Annotated in this window: 16 protein-coding genes; 10 read left to right on the top strand and 6 right to left on the bottom strand. The window is 74.3% G+C overall.

All coding sequences use genetic code 11. From position 1 onward, the window contains the following. Window positions 1-57: 57 nt before the first annotated feature. A complete protein-coding gene (locus tag AC1VWI_RS41450; RefSeq protein WP_499517040.1) occupies window positions 58-1,098 on the top strand; it encodes a multicopper oxidase domain-containing protein in 1,041 nt (346 codons plus the stop codon). Window positions 1,099-1,136: 38 nt separating this feature from the next. Here the strand turns inward: AC1VWI_RS41450 and AC1VWI_RS41445 are convergent, their stop codons facing one another. Further along, window positions 1,137-3,260 (bottom strand): HEAT repeat domain-containing protein, encoded by a 2,124-nt coding sequence (locus tag AC1VWI_RS41445; protein ID WP_499516222.1) that lies wholly within the window; start codon window positions 3,258-3,260, stop codon window positions 1,137-1,139. A 152-nt stretch (window positions 3,261-3,412) separates the two neighbouring features. Here AC1VWI_RS41445 and AC1VWI_RS41440 point away from each other — a divergent pair, with 152 nt between their 5' ends. Both AC1VWI_RS41440 and AC1VWI_RS41435 read left to right on the top strand, forming a co-directional pair. Then, a complete protein-coding gene (locus AC1VWI_RS41440; protein WP_499516221.1) occupies window positions 3,413-4,261 on the top strand; it encodes a GNAT family N-acetyltransferase in 849 nt (282 codons plus the stop codon). Window positions 4,262-4,382: 121 nt separating this feature from the next. Continuing rightward, on the top strand, window positions 4,383-5,192 hold the full coding sequence (locus AC1VWI_RS41435; RefSeq protein ID WP_499516220.1) for an SDR family NAD(P)-dependent oxidoreductase: 810 nt from the start codon (window positions 4,383-4,385) through the stop codon (window positions 5,190-5,192). 48 nt (window positions 5,193-5,240) lie between these two features. Here AC1VWI_RS41435 and AC1VWI_RS41430 read toward each other — a convergent pair whose 3' ends face one another. Further along, window positions 5,241-5,717 (bottom strand): MarR family winged helix-turn-helix transcriptional regulator, encoded by a 477-nt coding sequence (locus AC1VWI_RS41430; protein ID WP_499516219.1) that lies wholly within the window; start codon window positions 5,715-5,717, stop codon window positions 5,241-5,243. A gap of 104 nt (window positions 5,718-5,821) precedes the next feature. Between AC1VWI_RS41430 and AC1VWI_RS41425 the strand changes: the two genes are divergently transcribed. The 4 genes from AC1VWI_RS41425 (at window position 5,822) to AC1VWI_RS41410 (ending at window position 10,961) form a co-directional block, all read left to right on the top strand. Beyond that, window positions 5,822-6,871 carry an LLM class flavin-dependent oxidoreductase gene (locus tag AC1VWI_RS41425; RefSeq protein ID WP_499516218.1) on the top strand — a complete coding sequence of 350 codons (1,050 nt, stop codon included), beginning with the start codon at window positions 5,822-5,824 and terminating at the stop codon, window positions 6,869-6,871. Beyond that, window positions 6,864-7,895 carry an LLM class flavin-dependent oxidoreductase gene (locus AC1VWI_RS41420; RefSeq protein WP_499516217.1) on the top strand — a complete coding sequence of 344 codons (1,032 nt, stop codon included), beginning with the start codon at window positions 6,864-6,866 and terminating at the stop codon, window positions 7,893-7,895. The genes AC1VWI_RS41425 and AC1VWI_RS41420 overlap by 8 nt, the downstream gene beginning before the upstream one ends. A 65-nt stretch (window positions 7,896-7,960) precedes the next feature. Then, complete coding sequence (locus AC1VWI_RS41415; RefSeq protein ID WP_499516216.1) at window positions 7,961-8,647, top strand: NADPH-dependent F420 reductase; 687 nt, start codon at window positions 7,961-7,963, stop codon at window positions 8,645-8,647. An 88-nt stretch (window positions 8,648-8,735) separates the two neighbouring features. Next, on the top strand, window positions 8,736-10,961 hold the full coding sequence (locus tag AC1VWI_RS41410) for a HEAT repeat domain-containing protein (RefSeq protein WP_499516215.1): 2,226 nt from the start codon (window positions 8,736-8,738) through the stop codon (window positions 10,959-10,961). Between the two features lie 61 nt (window positions 10,962-11,022). On the opposite strand, the gene AC1VWI_RS41405 is transcribed toward AC1VWI_RS41410, so the two are convergent. Further along, window positions 11,023-12,555 (bottom strand): GntP family permease, encoded by a 1,533-nt coding sequence (locus tag AC1VWI_RS41405; RefSeq protein ID WP_499516214.1) that lies wholly within the window; start codon window positions 12,553-12,555, stop codon window positions 11,023-11,025. A 287-nt stretch (window positions 12,556-12,842) separates the two neighbouring features. Here AC1VWI_RS41405 and AC1VWI_RS41400 point away from each other — a divergent pair, with 287 nt between their 5' ends. From AC1VWI_RS41400 to AC1VWI_RS41390, 3 genes are read left to right on the top strand one after another with little or no spacing between them, the layout of a single operon-like run. Further along, window positions 12,843-14,075, top strand: a complete 1,233-nt coding sequence (locus AC1VWI_RS41400; protein ID WP_499516213.1) for a CaiB/BaiF CoA transferase family protein — start codon at window positions 12,843-12,845, stop codon at window positions 14,073-14,075. A gap of 1 nt (window position 14,076) precedes the next feature. Beyond that, on the top strand, window positions 14,077-15,018 hold the full coding sequence (locus tag AC1VWI_RS41395; protein WP_499516212.1) for a hydroxymethylglutaryl-CoA lyase: 942 nt from the start codon (window positions 14,077-14,079) through the stop codon (window positions 15,016-15,018). Window positions 15,019-15,062: 44 nt separating this feature from the next. Beyond that, the gene (locus AC1VWI_RS41390; RefSeq protein ID WP_499516211.1) at window positions 15,063-15,860 is read left to right on the top strand and encodes an IclR family transcriptional regulator; all 798 of its coding nucleotides are present in this window, start codon (window positions 15,063-15,065) and stop codon (window positions 15,858-15,860) included. Between the two features lie 52 nt (window positions 15,861-15,912). Here the strand turns inward: AC1VWI_RS41390 and AC1VWI_RS41385 are convergent, their stop codons facing one another. The 3 genes from AC1VWI_RS41385 to AC1VWI_RS41375 are packed head-to-tail and all read right to left on the bottom strand — an operon-like array spanning window position 15,913 to window position 21,137. Next, a complete protein-coding gene (locus tag AC1VWI_RS41385) occupies window positions 15,913-18,042 on the bottom strand; it encodes a bifunctional serine/threonine-protein kinase/ABC transporter substrate-binding protein (RefSeq protein ID WP_499516210.1) in 2,130 nt (709 codons plus the stop codon). Window positions 18,043-18,046: 4 nt separating this feature from the next. Then, window positions 18,047-20,272 carry a bifunctional serine/threonine-protein kinase/ABC transporter substrate-binding protein gene (locus AC1VWI_RS41380; protein ID WP_499516209.1) on the bottom strand — a complete coding sequence of 742 codons (2,226 nt, stop codon included), beginning with the start codon at window positions 20,270-20,272 and terminating at the stop codon, window positions 18,047-18,049. Further along, window positions 20,265-21,137 carry a hypothetical protein gene (locus AC1VWI_RS41375; protein ID WP_499516208.1) on the bottom strand — a complete coding sequence of 291 codons (873 nt, stop codon included), beginning with the start codon at window positions 21,135-21,137 and terminating at the stop codon, window positions 20,265-20,267. Before AC1VWI_RS41375 ends, AC1VWI_RS41380 begins: the two co-directional genes overlap by 8 nt.

The following is a 21,137-nucleotide window of genomic DNA, read 5'->3' as shown; positions in this document are numbered from 1 at the left end:
CCGGGGACCCTCGCGCCCCGACCGTCTCCTCACGGCACTGGAGAGACCGGTATGGCTTTGGACAGAAGGAGTTTCAACCGGCGGCTGCTGGCCGGTGGCGTGGTCGCCGCCACCGGGACGGCCTCGCTGGCGGTGGCCTCCGCCCCCTCGGCTTCCTCCGCGGAGCCCTCACCGCCCACCGCACCGGCCGGCGGCCAGGTGCGCCACCTCAAGCTCTACGCCGAGACCTTGCCGGACGGCCGGATGGGGTACGGCCTGGAGAAGGGCAAGGCCACCGTGCCCGGCCCGCTGATCGAGCTGGTCGAGGGCGACACCCTGCACGTCGAGTTCGAGAACGCCTCGGACGTGGACGCCAGCCTCCACGTCCACGGCATGGACTACGACATCGCCAGCGACGGCACCCGGATGACCCGCAGTCACGTCGAGCCGGGCGGCACGCGGACGTACACCTGGCGCACCCACGCCCCGGGCCGGCGCAAGGACGGCACGTGGCGCCCGGGCAGCGCGGGCTACTGGCACTACCACGACCACGTCGTGGGCACCGACCACGGAACGGGCGGGATCCGCAAGGGCCTCTACGGGCCGGTCGTCGTGCGCAGGAAGGGCGACATCCTGCCGGACAAGCAGTTCACGATCGTCTTCAACGACATGACGATCAACAACAGGTCCGGCGCCGACACCCCGAACTTCGAGGCGACGGTGGGCGACCGCGTCGAGATCGTCATGATCACGCACGGCGAGTACTACCACACGTTCCACATGCACGGTCACCGCTGGGCCGACAACAGGACGGGCCTGCTGACCGGACCCGACGACCCCAGCCGCGTGATCGACAACAAGATCACCGGACCGGCGGACTCCTTCGGCTTCCAGATCATCGCGGGCGAACACGTCGGCGCCGGCGCGTGGATGTACCACTGCCACGTCCAGAGCCACTCCGACATGGGGATGGCCGGTCTGTTCCTCGTCGCCAAACCCGACGGAACGATCCCGGGCTACGAACCGCACCACCCGGACCACCCCGCGGACGCGGCGAAGTCCGGGAAGAACGGCGCGAAGACGTCCTCCGGCGGGGAACACGCGCACCACATGGGGTGAATGCGCGCCCCGCCGCGGTCAGGCCCTTCCCCGCAGGTTCAGGACAGGCGTGCGAGGAGGGCGCGGCACGTCCGCTGCAACTCCTCGTCGTTCTCCACGTTGCCGAACCGGCCGCTGCGACGGGTGCGGGTCAGCTCCTCGCGGACACGCGGCAGGGCCTCCCCCGCGGCCGGACCCATCCGGTCGAGGCAGGCCACGACGTGGTTCGACGTGGCGCCGTTCTCCTCCCACGCGGCGAGGAGGGTCCGTACGACGACGGCTGCCTCGGCCGGGCCGCCGACGTCCCACAGGGCGCTCGCGCCGTGGACCCGGGTCCACTCGTAGTCGGCGGTCAGCATCTCCCGCAGGCGCGGCAGCGCACGGGCGGCCGGCCGTCCGATCCGGGCGAGCACGTCGGCCGCCTCGTGGTGCGGGTGGCCGTCGAGGACGTCCTCCAGCAGGGGCACGACCGTGGCCGGATCACCTTCCGCCGCCCACAGCGCGGCCGCCGCGGCCACCCGGGCGGAGCGGTCGTCGGCCCGGGCCAGCCCGCGGACCGCTTCGAGGGCGGGTGCGGCCGCGGTCCCGAAGGTGGCGAGTGCGTTGAGGGCGGCGGCGGTGGTGCGCCACCGCCCGTGGCCCGCGGCGGCGGTGGCGGTCCCGGCGAGCACGGGCACGGCCGCCGGGTCGCCCAGCCGGGCGAGCGCGGAGAGCACGGCGTTCGTGCTCATGTCCTGCCACTCCTCCGTGGTGACGTCGATGCCGCCGAGGTGCCGGCACAGCCGCGGCACCAACTGGTCGGCCGCCTCGACGAGGTGGCCGGCCACCTGCACGGCGCGCCAGGCGTCGACGCCGCCGTCCAGTGCCGTCAGCAGGCAGGGCAGGGCGCGCATGTCGCCGAGGCGGGCGAGGGCCATGACGGCCTGTTGGTGCGCACGGCGCAGCACCGGGCGAGGGGTGGCCCAGACCTCCGGTCCGTGCGTGTCGCGTTGGGCCGCGACGTACGCGGCGAGGGCCTCGCGGGCGGGTTCGGCGATCGGGGTCAGGGCGCCGAGGGCCTCGGCGGCTTCGGCGGCGGTGTACGGGTGGCCGGGGAGCAGGCAGGCGGCGAGCTGCGTGACCAGGGCGGTGTGGTCGCCGCGCCAGGCGCCCATGAGCTCCTTGGCCATGCGTATCGCGTCATGACGGATGGCCTGATCCGGGCTGCCGATCTGCTCGGTGAGGAGCGCGGTGCGCTCGGCGACGCGGGAGTCCAGCACCTCGTGGAAGGTCCGCAGCAAGGATGTGAGCGGGGAGTGCGTGCGGTTGTACCGGTCGAGGTCCTCGAACGCGGCGAGGACCTGCGGCGGCACCTTCTGCGCCGACGCGTCCTGCGGCACCTCCGCCGGTGCCTCGGACGCGGCGCACCGGCACTCCCCGGCGGTGCATCCGCCGGCGGCCTCGTCGCCGGCCCCCGGTGCCGGGGCGGGTGTGCTCTGCCGCAGCAGGCCGATCGCCTCGGGCACCGTGCCGGCGACGATGCGTTCCGGGGCGCAGCGGGCGCCGTGGACAAGGGCGGAGAGCCGGGTGACCGGGTCCGCCGCAGCGTCGGCGGTCAGCGCGTCGAACCAGGTGGTCGCGGCGTCCCGGGCCGCCGGCAGGCGCAGCACGAGCGTGGCCGTCGTCTCCACGACGAGCAGCCGCTCCTCGATCCCGTCCTCGGCGGGCAGGCGGTCGCGCAGCAGTGCGGCCGCACGGACGGCGTCGTCGACGAACAGCCCCAGTCCCTCGATCGCCGCCCGGCGCACCAGGGGATCGTCGTCCGTCGCGTAGCTCACGAAGGTGTCGGCACGCTCACGCACGACGACGGCGCTGCCCTTGTAGTCCGGCCCGTCCACGTAGTCGTACCCGCAGCGTTCGACCGCATGGCGCCCGATGCTGACCAGCAGCCCGACGATCGAGGCGCGGTCGGGCGTTGCGGAGTCGTCGGCCAGGGCGAACAGGAAGGGCAGGCTCGCCGTCGTGCTGGCGTACACGTCCCCTTGGTGGTGGACGGCGCTGTAGAAGTGGTTCAGGGCCTTCCGGCGGGTCTCGGCGTCCGGGGAGGCCAGGTCCCTCAGCCAGGCCGGGACCTCGTCAGCGGGGCCGTACGCGTGATGCAAGGACGACCAGTCGATGGCGTCGAGTTCTCGTTCGTCGATCATGGCGGCACTCTGCCGGAGGGCACTGACACCGGCGCCGCGGCGGGAATCCGACGCGTCCCTTTGTCGATATATGATCCGCGCGGCCCCTCCCCGCCAGGGGTCGTGTTCCGGCCCGCGGGCGACGTGCACCAGAGAAGAGAGCCAGGCCTCCCATGAACGCAGTGGTCCCCCCGGCGGTCGCGGAGCGGTCCGAGGCCGAGGCGATGTACCGGTTCGAGACGGAGGCGCCCGGGTCGGTGCGGGCCGCGCTCGGGATGAACGCCGCGCGGATCGGTGGCGGTGTCGTGCTGTCGATGCGCAACGACCCCACCCACTACTGGAGCAAGGCCCTCGGGTTCGGCGTCACCACCCCTGTCACGGCGGAGGTGATCCACGAGGTGTGCGACTTCTACCGCTCGGAGGGGACCGCGCAGGCCGTCCTCCAGATCGCGCCCGCGTTCCTGCCCGAGGACTGGGACGACATCCGCGGCCGCGAGGGCATCACCGCGGGATCGTCCTGGGTGAAGCTCGTCTGCCCGGTCGAGGAGGCCGTGGCGCGCGCCGAAGCGCTGGGACCGCCCGCCGCCGGGATTTGGGTGGCCCCGCTGGAGCCGGAGCAGGCCCAGGAGTGGGGCGCGGTGGTGACCCGTGCGTTCGGCATGCCCGAGGAGCACTACGCGCAGATGACCGCCGCCTCGGCGAGCCGGCCCGGGTGGCATCCGTTCGCGGCCCGGCTGGACGGGGAGATCGTCGGCACGGGCACGATGCACGTCCACGGCGACGCGGCCCAGATGTTCGCCGGTGCGGTGCTGCCGCACGCCCGCAAGCGCGGCGGACAGACCGCCCTGCTCGCCGCACGGGCCCGGAGGGCACGGGAGCTCGGCTGCGGTGTGCTGGTCGCCGAGACCGGAGCCGAGGCACCGGGCACCCACAACTCCTCGCTGCACAACATGCTCCGGCTCGGCTTCCAGGTGGCGTACGAGCGCCGCAACTGGGTCTGGCGGTCGTCGCCCGAGACGTGAGGTCCCGTGGGCGGCCGCGACGCGTCCGCCGCCCGTGCGGCGGAGCGCGGCCCGGGCCGCGACGATGGGTGGACCGGGTCCGCGCGACGGGACGGGTCCGGCCCGCCCCCGGAAGGTGCCCATGACCCGCGACCAGGCAGACCGCGCCCGAGCCGCACTGATCACCGGCGCGTCCTCGGGGATCGGGCGTTGCTACGCCGAGCAGCTGGCCCGGCGCGGCTATGCGCCGATCCTCGTCGCCCGCCGCGCGGACCGGCTGGCCGCGCTCGCCGAGTCCGTGCACCGGGAGACCGGTCTCGAGGCGACCGTGCTCGCCGCCGACCTGGCCGACCCGGGCGGCCTCGCCCGTGTGGAGCGGGCCGTCCTCGACCACGACGGCCTCGCCGTGGTCGTCAACGCGGCCGGCCTCGGGGCCCTCGGGCCGCTGCGCGAGGCCGCGCCCGCGGACCTGGACCGTCTCGTCGCGGTGAACGTGCTCGCGCTGACCCGGCTGTCCCGGGCGGCGCTGCTCTCCTTCGACCGGCACGGCTCCGGCACGCTGATCAACGTGTCGTCGATCGGCGCGTTCCACGCCCCGCCCGGCGGCACCGCCTACGCCGCCAGCAAGGCCTACGACCTTCATTTCTCGCGGGCCCTGCAACGCGAGGTCGAGGGCAGCGGCATCCGCGTGCAGGTCGTGCTGCCGGGTCCCGTGCGCACCGAGTTCTTCGAGGCTTCCGGCGTGGATTCCGCCCTGTTCCCGCAGGAGTCGTTCGTCGAAGCCGACGACTTCGTCCGCGCCGCCCTCGTCGGCCTGGACATGGGAGAACTCGTCTGCATCCCCACCCTCCCCGACATGTCGGCCTGGGAGGACGAGGCCGCGCGGGGGCAGGGCCTGCGGAACGCCGCGGGTCTGCGCGGCGTCATCAGCGACCGTTACGCCAGGCCCTGACCGGTCAGGGACCGGTCCCCGACCGGGCCCCGACCGGCCCCGGCGGCCTCAGGAAGGCCCGGAAGCGGCGTCCAGCCGGGCGCGCAGGGCCCGGGCGATCTCACCCGCGGCGGCCATCTGCTCCGCCGTGAGGGAGTCGACGAACATCTCCCGGACGGCGCCGAGGTGCGGCAGCGTGGCCCGCCGGAAGGCCTGGGCCCCGTCGTCGGTGAGGAGCACCTCGGCGCCCCGGTTGTCGGTGGTGCACTCCACGCGGCGGATCAGCCCGCGCCGCTCCATGCGTCCGAGGTGGTGCGACAGGCGGCTGCGTTCCCAGCCGATCGCCGCCGCGAGCTCGGAGGAGCGCAGCCGGTGGCCCTCCGCCTCCCGCAGCGCGAGCAGGACGCCGTAGTCCCCGGGGGACAGCCCCGAGTCGCCCTGCAGGCGCGACGCCAGGTGGGAGCGGAGCCGCTCCGTCGTCTCGATGAAGTCACGCCAGATCCCGAGTTCTTCCGTGGTGGGCAGAGGCCCGTGTCCGCGTCCCATGACCGCCCCTCTATTTGACACGTCAATCATATCGATGCATGCTTGACGCGTCAATCACTTGGCCGCCGGACGCGGAACCGTTCCGGAGGCGGGAGGAGGGGACCATGACGCCCACTGCCTTCGAACTGGGTCTGAACTCGTTCGGAGAGATCGCGACGGACGACGGCCGCGTGCTCGGCGACGCCGAGACCGTCCGGCTGCTCGTCGAGGAGGCCGCGCTCGCCGACGCCGCGGGACTCGACGTCTTCAGCGTCGGCGAGCACTACCGGGCCGGGCACATGGACACCGCCACCCCCGTCCTGCTCTCCGCGATGGCCACCGCCACCGAGCGCATCAAGCTCGGCACCTCGGTGACCGTGCTCAGCACCAACGACCCCGTGCGGCTCTACCACGCGTTCTCCACCCTGGACGCGGTGTCGGACGGCCGCGCCCAACTCGTCCTCGGCCGGGCCTCGGTCACCGAGTCCTTCGCCCTGTTCGGCCACGACATGGCCGACTACGACCGGCTCTTCGACGAGAAGCTCGAACTGTTCATGCGCCTGCAGCAGGAGGAGACGGTCACCTGGTCCGGCACCGTCCGGTCCCCGCTGACCGACCAGCACCTGCGCCCGCGCATGCGCAAGGGCGGCATCCCCACCTGGATCGGCGTGGGCGGCAGCCCCAACTCCACGATCCGCGCCGCCCGGTACGGCCTGCCGCTGATGCTGGCGATCATCGGGGGCCGCCCGCAACGCTTCGCCGGCCACGTCGACCTCTACCAGCGGGCGCTCCAGCAGTACGGGCACCCCGCCCAGCCCATCGGGCAGCACTCCCTGGGCCTGGTCGCCGACACCGACGAAGAGGCGGTCGAGACCTGGTGGCGGTACTGGGAGCCGGTCGTGGCCGCGATCTCCGAGGAGCGCGGCTTCTACAAGCCCAGCTACGAGCGCTACCGGGCGGAACTCGTCGACGGCGCGCTGTTCGTCGGTTCCCCCGGGACCGTCGCCCGCAAGATCGCCCGGGTCGCCCGCGACCTCCACCTGGACCGCTTCGACCTCAAGTACGACATCATGCACCTGCCCCGCCAGGCCCGCGCCCGCACCATCGAGCTCCTGGGCCGGGAAGTGGCCCCGATGGTGCGTGAACTGCTCACGAAGGAACCCTCTGATGTCTGACCTCGAATTCGGCCTCGACACGTTCGGCGACGTGCCGGTGGACGACACCGGTGCCCCCGTCTCCCACGCCACGGCGATCCGGCAGGTGCTCGACGAGGCCGTCCTGGCGGACCGGATCGGCGTCGACGTCATCGCGCTCGGCGAGCACCACCGCCCCGAGTACTCCGTGTCGACCCCCGAGACCGTGCTGGCCGGGATCGCCACGCGCACCGAGCGGATCAGGCTCGCCTCCGGCGTGACCGTGCTCAGCTCCGACGACCCCGTCCGGGTCTTCCAGCGCTTCGCGACCGTCGACGCCCTCTCGCGGGGGCGGGCCGAGGTGATCCTGGGCCGCGGCTCCTTCACCGAGTCCTTCCCGCTGTTCGGGTACGACCTCAGCGACTACGACGTGCTCTTCGAGGAGAAGATCGAGCTCTTCGCGAAGCTCCTCGACGAGAAGCCGGTGACCTGGAGCGGCACCACGCGGGCGCCGCTGAAGGACGCCGACGTCTTCCCCAAGACCGAGTCCGGCCGCCTGAAGACCTGGGTGGGCGTGGGCGGCTCGCCCCAGTCCGTCGTCCGCACCGCGCGCTACGGCCTCCCGCTCATGCTCGCCATCATCGGCGGCTCCCCCACGCGCTTCGCGCCCTACATCGACCTGTACCGGCGCGCCGCCGACCAGTTCGGGACGACCGCCCACCCAGTGGGGATGCACTCCCCCGGTTTCGTCGCGGACACCGACGAGGAGGCCCGGGAGGGGTTCTGGCCGGGCTACAAGGTGATGCGCGACCGCATCGGCAAATTGCGCGGCTGGCCGCCCGTCCGCCGCGAGGAGTACGACGCGGAGATCGAGCACGGCTCCCTCTACATCGGGTCGCCCGAGACGGTCGCCCGCAAGATCGCCCAGGCCGTCGGCGACCTCGGCGTCGGCCGGTTCGACCTGATCTACACCGTGGGCCCCCAGCCGGTCGGCGCCCGCATGCGTGCCGTCGAACTCTTCGGCACGAAGGTGATCCCCATGGTCCGCGACATCCTCGCGGACTGACGCCGACACCGACGCCGACGCGGACGCGGACGCCGGAACGGAACCGAAGGAACGGAGACCACTAGATGAACACCGAGGGCGTGCGCACGATCGGCATCCTGGGCGCGGGCAAGGTCGGGACCGTACTGGCCCGGCTGGCCCTGGCCGCGGGCCACCGCGTGCTGATCGCGGGCTCGGGCGACCCCGCCGCCATCGCGCTCACGGTGGAGGTCCTCACCCCGGGCGCGGTCGCGGTCACCGCCGCGGAGGCCGCGGCCCGGGCCGACCTCACGGTCCTCGCCCTCCCCCTGGGCAAGTACCGCACCGTCCCGGCCGAGGCGCTGCGCGGCAAGCTCGTGATCGACGCGATGAACTACTGGTGGGAGGTCGACGGCATACGCGACGACCTCACCGATCCGCGTACGTCGTCGAGCGAGACCGTCCAGGCGTTCCTGCCGGATTCGCGGGTGGTGAAGGCGTTCAACCACATGGGCTACCACGACCTGGAGGACGGGGCCCGGCCCGCCGGGACGCCCGGCCGCAAGGCGATCGCCATCGCCGGCGACGACCCCGGCGACCTCGCCGAGGTCGCCGGCCTGGTGGACGCGCTCGGCTTTGAGCCCGTCGTGGCCGGCCCGCTGGCCGAGGGCGTCCGCCTGGAACCGGGCACCGAGCCCTTCGGCGCCAACGTCGACAGCGGCGAACTGCGGGCCATGCTCGGCCGCTTCCCGGAGACCGACCGCGGGCGCAGCGTCGCCGCGGCGCGCGCGTAGGCGGCCGGGGACCGCAGGGCCCGGGCGGGATGCGATGGCCTCCCGCCCGGGCCCTGCGTTGTCGGACCCCCGTGACACGATCCGAGGTATGGATCTCGACACCGTGTTCGCCGAACTGGACCGCGTCGCCTGGGCGGAGCTGCACCATGCCTACGGTCCCGCCGGTGATGTCCCCGCCCTGCTGCGGGCGTTGACCTCGCCGGACCAGGAGACGGCGGAGGAGGCCGAGCAGGAGCTGTGGGGCAGCCTCGTGCACCAGGGCACGGTGTACCGGGCGACGGTCGCGGCCGTGCCTTTCCTGGCGCGTCTCGCGGTGGCGGGGGTGCGCCGCACGGAGCTGCTGGGCATGGTGGGCGCCATCGCCGAGAGCACGGACGAGCACGATCCGCAGGGGCCGGGCGCCGCGCGTGCGGCGGTCGTCGCGCAACTTCCGCTGCTGCTGCCCCTGTTGTCGGACGCCGACCCCGAGGTGCGGCAGTGCGCGGCCTGGGCGGTCGCCCAGTGCGGGCCGGAGGCCGGGCCGGACGCGCGGGTGGAATTGCGGCGGCGTTGGGAGACGGAGACCGATCCGACGGTGCGGGCGGACGTGCTGACCGCGTGCACCGCCGTCGACCGGGGCGCGGCTCAGGAGCTGTGTGCGGCCGCTCTGCGGGCGACGGAGTCCCCGCAGGTGCGGGTGGCGGCTCTGCTGGCGATCGTGGACACCGGTCAGCCGTGGGGTGGCGGCGCGGCCGCCGTCGTCGCGGCGTTGTCGCCGCTGGAGCCGCACACCGTGGGCGGCCAGTGGGAACGGGAGGCGCTGGAGTCCCTGGTCATCGGACTGCACGGGCGGGGCGACGTCGACGCGGCGATCGACGTCGCCGTCTCGGCGCTCGACCGCGCGGTGGAGGCCGTACGCGCCGGTGCGGACCCCAAGGAGTCCGCCGGGGAGGCGACCTGGGCGGCCGAGTGCCTCGCGCTGCGCTCCCGTACCGCCCCGGCACGGCTGCTGCCCGCGATGCTGCCGCTGCTCGACCACCCGGACACCGCGGGCGCCGTCATCGACGCCGTGCGCGACTGGTCCCAGCCCGCGCCGCAGGCGGTGCCGCCGCTGGTCCGCCTCGCCGAAGGGGCGGGCGAGCACGCCGACCGGGCCCTGGCCGCCCTGGTGTGGCTGGGTGCGCCCGAGGCCGCGGAGCTCCTCGCGCGTCAGCTCGAGGACCGCCCGCGGGCCCTTGACGCGGCGTTCCGTCGCACCCTGCGCAGACCTCCGGCTCCGCTGCCGTGCACCCCGGAACTGCTCGACGCCGTCCGCGCGCGGCTCGCGGCCCGGACAGCCGACGCGGCGACGCCCCGCACACGCGCGCCTCTGGCGGCGGGCGGTCTTGCCACCGCCAACGAGCCGGTCCACCTCGCCGGTGTCCTGGCCGGCTGGGGCCCCTCGGCCCGTGCCGCGCTGCCGGAACTCATCGATGCCCTCCCCCACCATCCCCTCCCGGTCGGCCGCGCGCTCGCCGCCATAGCCGACGCCGGGCGCGACCCGGACGTGGTCACCGCGCTGCGGGCCTGCGCCGGGACCGGGTCCCGGTCGGACCGTCAGGCGGCAGCCGCCGCGCTCCACGCGGTGACCGGCGACGTCTCCGCCCTGCTCGCCGTCCTGGGGCCCGCCCTCGACGAGCCGGGCGGCCCGCGCGAGGACTGGACCCGTGCCGTCGCGCCGCTCGGCGAGCAGGGGCGTCCGCTGCTGCCCCGTCTTCTGGCGCTGCTGGCCGAACCGGCGGAGACGCGGTCCACCGTCCCCGTGGTCGAGGCGGGGCTGACAGCGGCCGCCGCGGTCTGGGAGCTGACGGGTGATCAGGAGGCGGTGCTGCCCATGATCCTGGAGGGCCTGACCTGGGCCGACAGGCCCTGGGGGGACCGGACCGCCAAGCGGGCCGCCGAGGTCGCCGCCCTCGTCGGTCCCGCCGCGCAGCCGGCCGTACCGCGGCTGCTGTCGATGCTCGACCGCCCGGACACCGCCGGGGCCGCCGCGCGTGCACTGGTGGCCCTGCGCCCCGGCAGTGACCGTCCGGCCGGTGTCCCGCTCACGGAACTCGTCGACCGCGTCCTTCCGTCCGTCGAGCCGGGCGCCCACCTCAACTCCGCGCTCGCCGCGCTGGACGCCCTGACCGTCCTCGGCCCCACCGCGTTCACCCCCTCCCAGCTCGACCACGTACGCCGACTCGCCGACGGGGAGCACCGCATCGTGGGATCCGGCGTCCAGATCGACATCATCCGCGGCGACGAGGAGTTCCGTGCCGCCGCCCGTGACGTCCTGGCGGTTCTGACGCGCTGAACGCCGCTTCCGCGGTGCGGTCCGCGGACCACGGACCGCACCGCGGAGCGCACCGCCGGACTCACACGAACATCGACAACGGCAGGAGCAGCAGGAGGGCGACGACCGAGGCCACGGAGACGCCGAGCGTGCAGCTCTTGAGCGTGCCGCGGGTGGTCTGGCCCATCAGGGACTGCAGCAGCCAGAAGGTGTTGCTCGTGACGTGCACCGCGAACAGCGAGCCCGCGCCTATGGCCAGCGCCACCAGCACCGGGTCGAGGCCGAGGCCGGGGGCGATCGGGGCGAGGATGCCGGCCGTGGTGATCGCGGAGATGGTGACGGAGCCGACGGCGAGGTGGAGTGCGGCGGCGACGGCCCACACGAGCAGCAGCGGTGCGACGTGCCCGCCGGTGGTGAAGGAGCCGCGCAGGATGCCGCCGAGACCGGACGCCCCCACGACGGCGGCGAGCGAGCCGCCCACCGCGGTCAGGATGAGGATCTGGCCGCTGTCCTTGAAGCCGCGGGCCAGGGCGCGTTCCACCCCTTCGCGGCCCACGGTGAACCGCGCGACGAGCAGCGTGCCGACGAGCCCGGTGAGCAGTGCCACCTCGGGGCTGGAGATGAAGGTCAGCACCGGGCTGCGGGCGTGGGTGGCCTGGGCGACCGCGCCGCCACCGATCATCAACAGGGCGGTCACCAGCGGGGCGAACCGCACGAGCAGCCGCGGGCCCTTCCCCTCGCCGCGCTGGAGCGCAGCACCCACGGGCGTGGTCCGCAGCCCCGGCGCGGGGCGGTGCCGCAGGGGGCGGCCGGTCCCGGGCCGGGCACGTCCCGGCGTGGTGCCTCCGCCGACCACGGCGACGGCCGGGACGGGGTCGACCCGCGCCGCGTCGGCCTTGCAAGTCGTCTCAGGCTCCGGCTCCGGCTCCGGTTGCGGTGCCGCGGGGTCGGCCGTTCCGGGGGCGACGGCGGCGTCCTCGTCGGTGGCGCCGTTCCACAGCCCGCGCCGGAACAGGAAGGACATGACCGTCACCGAGACGAGGACCGTGGGGACGATCAGCGCCAGGCCCCACAGCAGCATCGTGCCCAGGGGCACGTGGAGCAGCGCGGCCAGGGCCAGTGCTCCGACGCCGGGCACCATGAGGACGATGCCGCTCTCGAGGCCGATCGCGAGGGCGGCACCCATGCGGGCCGAGCCGAGGGGGCCGATCTTGCGGGAGGCGGTGCGGGCCAGCGGTGCGCAGATGACCAGGAGTACGTCCAGGTAGATGGCCTGCAGCAGGGTGCCGATGGTGAGGGCCATGGAGTGCGGGAGCCGCCGGGGGCCGAAGACGCGGAGCAGGCGGTCGACGAGCTGCTCGACGGCGCCCATCTCCTGGAGGACCGCGCCCATGAGGACGCCGAAGGCGATGAGCAGGCCGACCTCGGCCATGATGTCGCCGAAGCCGGTGGTGATGGTCCTGATGGTCCGGGTCACTCCCAGACCGGTCGCGAGGCCCAGGTAGAGCGACCCCACCACCAGGGAGATCACCGGGTTCACGCGGAAGCGGACGATCAGTACGACGATGCCGACGATCGCGACGGCGGTGTTGGCCAGCACCGGGACTTCGGACATCCGCGCTCCCTTGCACACACGGCGCCGGAGAGGCGAGTTCGGGCAGGCGCCCCATCATGGTGCGGAAGCGGGCTCGTCCATGACCGGCTCTGAGTGAGACGGCGACTCATCATGAGGGTACTCCGCCGGTCCGGCACATGCACACGCATGCTCCGGGCGGCCGATTTCGCGCGGAAAAGAGCACGTCTCACCCATTGAGAGGAACATATGGGACTTATTGACGGGAGACTCCCTGACCCACATCATGGAAGTGGACATCACCATATGGGTCTGCGAGGTGATGGCAGATGCCCGAACCCTTCGAACAGGACAGCGAAACGCCGTCCGGCCCTCTCACGGGGCTGCGGGTCCTGGAGCTGGGCAATTTCATCGCCGCCCCGTCCGCCGGCCGTCTCATGGCGGACTTCGGCGCCGACGTCGTCAAGGTCGAACGGCCGCGCGTCGGGGACGAACTGCGCCGCTGGCGGCTGCACGAGGGCGACACCTCCCTGCTCTTCCGCGCGATGAACCGCAACAAGCGCTCCGTCACGCTCGACCTGCGGCGCCCGGAGGGCCGCGAGGTGGCCCTGGCCCTGATCGCCCGCGCCGACGTGGTGCTGGAGAACTTCCGCCCGGGCACGCTCGAACGCTGGGGCCTCGGCCCCGAGCGCATGCGGGAGGTCAACCCGGCGGTGATCCTGGTCCGCATCTCCGGCTACGGCCAGACCGGGCCCTACCGCGACCGCCCCGGCTTCGGCGGCGTGGCGGAGGCCGTCGGCGGACTGCGCCACCTCACCGGCGACCCCGACCGCCCCCCGACCCGGGTGGGCATCAGCCTCGCCGACTCCGTGGCCGGTCTGTACGCCGTCGTCGGCGCCCTGGCCGCGCTCCACCGCCGCGCCGCGACCGGGCGCGGGGAGGTCGTGGACGTCGCCCTGTACGAGGCGGTGTACTCCCTGATGGAGTCCCTGACCCCCGACCACGACGCCTTCGGCGTCGAACGGGAACGTGCCGGCGGCGCCCTGCCCGGCGCCGCGCCGTCCAACACGTACGAGTGCGGGGACGGAGTGTCCGTGGTGATCAGCGGCAACGGCGACGCGGTCTTCAAGCGCCTGGCGGCCGTCATCGGCAGGCCCGGACTGGCCGCCGACCCGCGCCTGGCCGACAACGCGGGACGCGTGCGGCACGCCGCCGAACTGGACGCCGCGATATCGGCCTGGACCGGCGGGCTGCCGTACGAGGAGGTCCTGCAGCGGCTGGAGGAGGGCGAGATCCCCTCCGGCCCGATCTACACCGCGGCCGAGATCGCCAAGGACCCGCACTTCGCCGCGCGCGGCATGCTCGAACGGCACCGCGTGGCCATCGCCCCCGGATGGCACCAGGACGTGGCCTTCCCCGGCGTCGTCCCGAAGCTGGCCGAGGCACCCGGCGGCACACGCTGGCTCGGCCCGGACCTGGGCGAGCACACCGACGCCGTCCTCGCCGAGCTGGGCATCGGGGCGGACCGCCGCGCCGAACTGCGCGCGCAGGGGGTGGTGTGAGATGACCGCCACGCCCGACCAGGTGGTGATCACCGATGTGCTGCTCCGCGACGGGCTGCAGAACGAGCCCGCCGTGCTCCCCCTCGCGGACAAGCTGCGGCTGGCCTACGGGCTGCTGGAGGCCGGGGTGCCCTCGCTGGAGATCGGTTCCTTCGTCAACCCGGAGAAGGTTCCGCAGCTGGCCGACACCGACCGGCTGGTGGCCCGGCTACGGCCCGGGGAGTCCGCACTGCTGCACACACTGGTGTTCAACGAACGCGGCGCGCGCCGGGCGATCGCGGCCGGCGCGCGCGACGTACGGCTCACCGTCTCGGCGAGCGACGGCCACAGCCGCGCCAACGCCGGGGTGCCGCGCGAGCAGGCGCTGGAACGCCTGCTGCCCGCGGTGGAAGTGCTGAAGGCCTACCGGGTGCGGCTGGAGGCCACCATCGCAACCGCCTTCCTCTGTCCCTTCGACGGGGAGACGGACCCACGCACCGTGGTGGAACTGGCCCGCCGGCTCGACGGGTTCGGCATCCGCGTGCTGCATCTCGCCGACACCATCGGCGCGGCCAGCCCCTGGCACATCCGGCGCACCGTCACCGCCGTCCGCGACGCGCTGCCCGAACTCCCCCTCGGCCTGCACCTGCACAACACCTACGGGATGGCGTCCGCCGGCGTCTGGGAGGCGCTGCGGCTGGGCGTACGGCGCTTCGACGCGGCGCTCGGCGGCATCGGCGGCTGCCCGTTCGCCCCCGGCGCCGCGGGGAACCTGGGGACGGACGACCTGGTCAACCTCTGCCACCACGCGGGCATCGGCACCGGGATCGACGTCCGCCGTCTCACCACGCTGCGCGAGGAGTTGCGGGTGCTGCTCGGGCACCGGCTCGACTCCGCGCTGTCCGCGGTGCCGGCCGCACCCGTGCCGCTGCGCACCCGGGTCGCGCCGGCTGACGTACGGTGAGTCCTCGTACGGAAGGGCCCGGCCAGGGCCGGAAGGACGCGGTGATGCGCATGGGCGGGAAGGCGGGGACCGCGCCGCTGCTGGTCCTGCAGAAGATCCGCCAGATCCTGGAGTGCTTCACCATCGAGCGCCCCGAGCTCAACCTCCAGGAGATCACCCGGGCCACCGGCCTGCCGGCGAGCACCTGCCAGCGCCTGGTGCACAACCTGTTGCGGGAGGGCTTCCTCGACCGTGACGGGGACACCTACCGCATCGGCCTGCACTTCGTGCAGTGGGCGGCGCCGGGGACCTTCGGCCTGGACATGGTGCGGCTGACCCGGCCCGCGCTGCAGCGGCTGCGGGACAGGACCGGGGAGACCGCCTGCCTCTACGTCCGCGACGGCGCCCACCGCACCGTGGTGTCGCTGGCCGAGGCCCACCACGTGGTGATGCGGATGTTCGCGGTGGGCATGGTGATGTCCCTGCACGCGGGCTCGGCCGGGAAGGTCTTCATGGCCTTCGACCCCACCGCCCGCCGGGACGCGGTCGGCCACGGCCTGACCCGGCACACCCCGCGCACCGTGGTGGACATCGACCTCCTGGACGACCAGTTGGAGGAGATCCGCCGCAACGGCTTCTCCGCCTCATTCGAGGAACGCGACATCGGCGCCGCGTCCGTCAGTGCCCCGGTCTTCGGCAGCACCGGCGAGCTGGCGGCCGCCGTGGGCATCGGCGCGCCGACGCAGCGGCTGACCCCGGCCGACGTGGGCCGGCTCGCCCCCTGCGTCGTCGAGGCCGCGGAGGAGGCCTCCCGCTGTCTCGGCTATCGCCCCGGCATCCGGGGTGACGGCACCGCGCGCTGACGGCCCGGCACAAGGGAACGGCCGGGACGGCCGGGGTGCCGGACGCCGGCCCTCATGTGCTTTTGCCGATGTCGTCGTGGCGGCAGACGAAGCGGGCCCGGCCGTCCTCCACGTGGTAGAGGAACCATCCGCCGTCCTGGCCGGTCTCCAGGAACTGGGACTGGCTCTCGTAGCTGAGGCGGCGGGTGATGCCCTGCCAGGGGGCGCGCAGGAGTTCCCCGCGCAGCGACTCGCGGTCGTCGCCGGTCCGGGCGGCGAGGCCGTGTGCGGCGAAGCGGACGGCATCGTAGGCCTCGGCGGCCCAGGGCCCCGGGTCGCTGCGGTGGCGGGTGCGGTACGCGGAGGCGAACGCGCGGGTCCCGGGGTCCGCGGAGGCGTCGTCGTAGGCCGTGCCGATCCACCAGCCCTCGGCTTCACGGAGGAAGGACGCGGACAGCACGTTCTCGTCGGCGACCCGGACGCCGCGGTGACCGGCCGTGCGAAGGGCCTTGGCACAGGCGGCGGCACGGGCGGGGGTGACGCCGGCGAAGAGGACGGCGTCGTCGGGGCGGGCGGCGATGGTGTGCGCGGCAGCGGTGAAGCCCTTGCCTGCGGCCACTTCCAGGACGTCGACGGTGCCGTCGAGCTTGCCGTGGACGGTGACGATCTGGACGGTGGGCAGGCCCTCCTCCTCGTCGGCGAGGTCGTGGACGACGACCGTGCGCGAGGGCCGGACGACGCGGTTGAGGTAGCGCACCACGGCGCCGGGTCCGGCGGTGCGGGTGGGGCGCAGCACGAGGGCGGTGGTCGTGTGGACGACGTTGAGCTGCTCGGTGTCGGCACGGGTCACCAGCAGGCAGACGCCGGCCTCGGTGCAGACCGGAACGGCCGCGGGCACGGCCTGGCTGGTGCCCGCCGCGATGACGGCGTGCACGTCGGGGTCGGCGGCGAGCCGGGCGGCAGCGGCGGCGGAACCGGCCGCGGTGCCCCGGTCGTCGGCGGTGCGCAGCGCGAGGTCGAAGGACCGGCCGGGACGGGCGTTGTGCTCGGCGACCGCGATGCCCGCTCCGCGTTCCTGGGCCTGGACGGCCGCGTCCGAGCGGTCGCCGAGGACACCGATGACCCGGGTCGGCAGCGTGCGCTTCCCGGTCCCGCCCGCCCCGCGGGACCGGCCCCACTGCCACCAGGCGGTGCCGCCGCCGATCGCGCCGACGCCGAGCGCGGCGGACGCGGTGAGCAGCCGCCGCCGGGAGGTCCCCGCCTCCGGGGACGCGGCGGACGGCGGATGCGGGCCGGGGCCTGCGGCGGACAGCTCCGTCGGTTCCGGCACCGGCAGGTCGAGGACGCGACCGGCACGGTCGGCGACCACCGCCGGCAGTCCGCCGGGCAGCCACGACCGCGGGTCGAACGCGCCGAACAGGCCGCGCAATTCGGCCACCGTGGGGCGTCCACCGGCGTCCTTGGCGAGGCAGGCCCGCAGAGGTGCGTCGAGTTCGCCGGGCAGGCCGGTCAGGTCGGGTTCCTCGTGCACGGTCCTGAAGAGCACCGCGGCGGCTCCCCCGGTGCCGAACGGGGCCCTGCCGGTGGCCGTGTGGGCGAGCACGCAGCCCAGTGAGAACACGTCGCTCGCGGGTCCGACGGCCCTGCCGCGGGCCTGTTCCGGGGACAGGTAGCCGGGTGAGCCGATGACGGTGCCGTCCGTGGTGAGCGCCGTCGCGCCGACGGCCCTGGCGATGCCGAAGTCGATCAGGCGCGGCCCGTCGGCGGCGAGCAGCACGTTGGCCGGTTTGACGTCGCGGTGGACCAGGCCGGCGCCGTGCACGTCGTCCAGGGCCGCGGCCAGCGCGGCGGCCAGGGTGCGGACCTGCGCGGGCGGCCACGGCCCGTGCCGGGCGAGGGCCTCGTTGAGGGGCAGGCCGGGTACGTAGGCGGTGGCCAGCCAGGGCGAGCGGGCGTCCGCGTCCGCCGTGAGCACGGGCACCGTCCAGCGGCTCGACAGACGGGTCGCCAGCTCCGTCTCGCGTCGGAACCGGGCGAGGAAGCCGGGGTCCTCGGCGTATTCGGCGCGGATCACCTTCAGCGCGACCCAGGCGCCGTGCGGTGAGCGCGCCAGGTAGACGACACCCATGCCGCCGGCCCCGAGCCGCGCCACGAGTCGGTGCCCGCCGATCCACGCCGGGTCGGCGGGCAGCAGCTGGTCCATGGCCCTACTGGTTCTCCTGCTTCGGCAAGATCGGCCCGATCTGCTGGAAGCGTCCGTCGCGCACCTGGTGCACGTACGTCTCGCTGCCCATGTTCTGCGTCGTGGTGGCGTACTGGTGGTACTCGTTGAAGGTGTACGTGCGCGCGACACCCTGGTAGCTCGCCTTGGCGAGCCGCTGGGCGAGCGCGGGCCGGGCGGGCCGACCCCCTCCGGTGGGCACGGTGCGGGCGAACTCCTGCAGCAGCATGCGGGCGCTGTCGTAGGCCTCGGTGGCGTACGGCTCCGGGGTGCTCCCGTAACGGTCCCGCCAGGCGGCGGTGAAGCGCTCGGCCTCCTCGGTCCCGAGTGCCGCCGGGTCGACGGCGGGCGTCACGGCGTACCAGCCTTCGCCGGCGGCACCCGCCAGGCGCGGGAAGTCCGAGCCGTAGAGCAGGTGGGACATCCACCGCCGGCCGGTGAAGCCCGCCCGGGCCAGTTGCCGGGCCGCGTCGACGGTCGCCTCCAGCGGCCCCAGGTAGACGAAGTCGTCGAGGTCGCGGGAGAGCAGGTCACGGACCGCGGCCGGGCCGTCTCCCGAGCCTTCCGCGACGACGCGTGGCACGACCTCCCCGCCGAGGGTGTCGCGCCACTGGGTCACCAGCACCCCGCCTTGGTCGTGCATGACGGACCCGCCGGACCGGTCGATGACCACCCCGGCACGGCCCAGCTTGCCGGTCACGAAGGCGCTCAGCGCGATAGCGGTGCCCTCGGCCTGGTGGGGCGCGCCGGTCTGGAAGGTGACGTCCGGGGACGAGACGTAGTAGTCGTTCTGCCCGGTGGTGCTGGAGACGTGCGTCAGCTTCGCGGCCGCGTAGATCCGCGAGGCGGCCCGCAGGGTCACCTCGCCGGTCGGGCCGAGCACGGCGACCACGTCGCGGTCGGCGGCGAAGTCGTGGGCGACAGTGACGGCCCGGTCGACGGTCCCGCCGTCGTCGAGGACGCGCACGCGGACGGAGAACGCGCGCTTGGGGTTCGCGTTGTGCTCGGCCACGGCCAGCCGCGCGGCCCGTTCGCAGGTGGTGGCCAGGCCCGCGTCCGGCCCGCCGCGGGTGACCTGTACCCCGAGCACGTACGAGGGCTTGGCGGCAGCGGCCGGTTTCTGTTCGGGGTCGTCGCGTCCTGCGGCCCACAGCGCCGCCCCCGAGCCGCCGCCCGCCAGCAGCAGCGCCCCTCCGACGGCCAGCAGCCGCCGCCGGGACGTGAGCCGCTGCCGGGGCGCCGACGGGGTGTCGCCGGGCTCGTCCACCACGGTGGGTTCGACGGGCGGCAGGGCGAGGCTCTCGGCGGAGCGTGCGGCGACCGTGCGGGCCACCGCGTCCGGCAGCCAGGCCGGGGGCGACGCGACGGCGCCCTCGGGGACGGCGCCTTCCGGGGCGGCGTCCTCGGGGCCGTCCTCGGAGAGCCGCCGCTGCAGCTCCTGCGGAGTGGGCCGGGCCTGCGGGTCCTTGGCCAGGCAGGCGTCGATGACCTCGCGCAGCTCGCCGGTGACCCCGTCGAGGTCGGGCTCGTCGTGGACGGTCCGGTAGAGCAGGGCGTCGGAGGTGCCGGTGCCGAACGGCGGGCGGCCGGTGGCGGCGTACGCGAGCACGCAGCCCAGGGCGAACACGTCACCGGCGGGGCCTGCTTGCTCGCCGCGGGCCTGTTCGGGCGAGAGGAATCCGGGGGTGCCGATCACCAGGCCCGAGGCGGTGATCGCGGTGTCGTCCGCGGCGCGTGCGATGCCGAAGTCGATCAGCCGGGGGCCGTTGACGGCCAGCAGCACGTTGCCCGGCTTGACGTCGCGGTGGACCAGACCTGCCTCGTGCACGGCGGCCAGGGCCTCGCCCAGCAGGGCCCCGAGGACCCGTAGCACGGACGGCGGCAGGGGGCCGTGCTCGGCCACCGCCTCGCCGAGCGAGGGGCCGGGCACGAACGCGGTCGCCAGCCACGGCTCGTGCGCCGCGGCGTCGGCACCGAGCACGGGGACCACCCAGGGGCTCTCCACGCGCGCCGCGAGCTGCGCCTCCCGCGCGAACCGGGCGCGGAACTCGTCGTCGGTGGCGCTCTCCGCCCGGATCACCTTCACCGCGGCCAGCGCGCCCGCCTCGGAGCGCCCCAGGTACACCACGCCCATGCCGCCGGCGCCGAGCCGCCGCAGCAGCCGGAAGCCCCCGACGGACGCCGGGTCGGTCGGACGCATCGGCTCACTCATCGCCCGCACCCTCCGCTTCGCCGCCGGACACCCCGGCCTCCTTCGCCTGCACGGCGCCGAGCCGGTCGATGTCGGCGGTGACGTACGTGACCCCCGTCAGCGCGGCCTGTGTGACCTTCGACTTCTCGGCCTCACCGGCACCAGCGGCGTGCCGCACGGTCGCCGCCACCGTCACCGGGCCGAGCCGGTGCTTGAACCAGTCGAAGCGGCGGGGTTCCCCGTCGCCGTCCACCACGTACTCGCCGAACTCGATGAGGTCGTCGTCGGACGTGGCGTTCCGCTGCTCGTCGTACGGGTCGCCCCGCGAGGCCATGCCCTGCACCCACTCCGTGGCGTTCAGCTGCTGCTTGGGGCAGCGCAGGGGTTCCTCCAGCGACACCGCCATGTCCCGGCGCGCGCCGACCTCGGAGGTGTGCACGGTGACCGTCAGGGAAACGAATACCGCGCCCCTGCCGTCGTTGCCGTCGGTGTCCGGCCGGACGAAGGAGCGGGTCAGGCTGGCCAGGACGGTGCCCGCGAGCGGTTCACGCCGCCACACGCAGTCCTCGCCCAGCACCGTCCAGGTCGCCGGCCCGGTCTCGTACGGCTCGCGCTTGCGGTATCCGGAGCCGAAGTAGTCCGGCCGCACGGTCAGCCCCCGGACGAAGTCGGCCGCCTGCGCCCGGGTCCTGGGGGCCGCGCTCTCGGCCAGCGTGTACGGGTCGTTCACCGCCGACGCCGAGGGGGCCGGGCTCTGGGTGCTCCGCCCGCTCGGGCTCGCCCCCGACGGCGTCTTGGCGCCCTCGCCCTGCTTCCCCTCACTCGTGCACCCCGCCAGCAGCAGCGCCCCTGCCGCCGCCAGCAGCACCGGTCTGCGTAAGCCCAC

The sequence above is a fragment of the Streptomyces sp. TOM-9 genome (assembly GCF_056858595.1).
Note: the sequence above shows the minus strand (reverse complement) of the source record. Positions and strands in the feature narration are given on the sequence as shown.